The sequence below is a fragment of the Streptomyces corchorusii genome (assembly GCF_001514055.1).
Lineage (GTDB): Bacteria > Actinomycetota > Actinomycetes > Streptomycetales > Streptomycetaceae > Streptomyces > Streptomyces olivaceoviridis.
In genome coordinates this window covers 1-884 of record NZ_KQ948406.1, presented here as the reverse complement: position 1 = coordinate 884, position 884 = coordinate 1, and the positions used below count along the sequence as shown (strand labels likewise).

Sequence of the window (884 nt, the reverse complement as noted above, 5' to 3'; positions counted from 1 at the left end):
TCGAGACCGCATTCGTTCTTGGCGGCCTGGAAGGCTTCCTCGATCGCCCAGCGCGAGCCGGCGATCCGGACCAGGTCAGCAACGCTGGTGCCGTTGGGGGCGTAGGCGAGGTAGTAGGCGATCTCGTCTGGGCGGGCCAGGCTGCGGCGGCCTAGTACCCATCGCTCGTGGGTGGGCCGGTCGCCGTCGAAGACACCGATCGCCGGCAGGCGTGCGGCGGCCCAGTCGTAGAGGCGCGGGCCTTTGGCACCGTCGCCGCAGGAGTGGCGTTCCCACGCCTCGGCGGGGGCATCGGCGATGGCCTGGTCGATACGCCCGAAGGGAGCGTGCAGTTGCTGCGACTTCGGCACGGCCAGGACGTAGCCGACCCCGGCTTCTTCCAAGGTGCGGCGCATGCGCCATTCCTGTCCGTAGGCGCAGTCGCCCGTGACCCAGGCGATCGGCAGGGGCGAGGCCGGCGCCCGCAGGATCATTGCCCGGGCCAGCTCGCCCTTGGTCGCAAAGACGCGACTGTCGGGGATCTTCGCCGCCCGGCACCGGTCCGCATCCGAGGTCCAGGACTTCGGCAGATACAGCTCCCGGTCCACCAGCGCTCTGCCCTTGGCCGAGACGTAGGCGGCGAAGACTCCGATCTGGCAGTTCTCCGTCCGGCCGGCCGTACCCGAGTACTGCCTTTGCACCCCAGCGGACGTAGTGCCCTTCTTGAGGAAGCCAGTGTCGTCCACGATCAGGACCCCGTCTGGGGTGCCGAGGCGCTCGGCGACGTAGTGCTGCACGTCGTCCCGGACCGCTTCGACGTCCCAGGCCGCACCGTTCAGCAGATGCTGGAAGCCCGCTGGCCCGCGGTGACCTGCATACTCGGCGAGCTGCCAGCCGTTCTTCCG

The 884-nt window shown here is 69.6% G+C and carries 1 protein-coding gene; it reads right to left on the bottom strand.

What is annotated here, in order from left to right:
- Window positions 1–884: IS701 family transposase (locus AQJ11_RS45020; RefSeq protein ID WP_059267389.1), on the bottom strand; the 884-nt coding region annotated here is incomplete at both ends.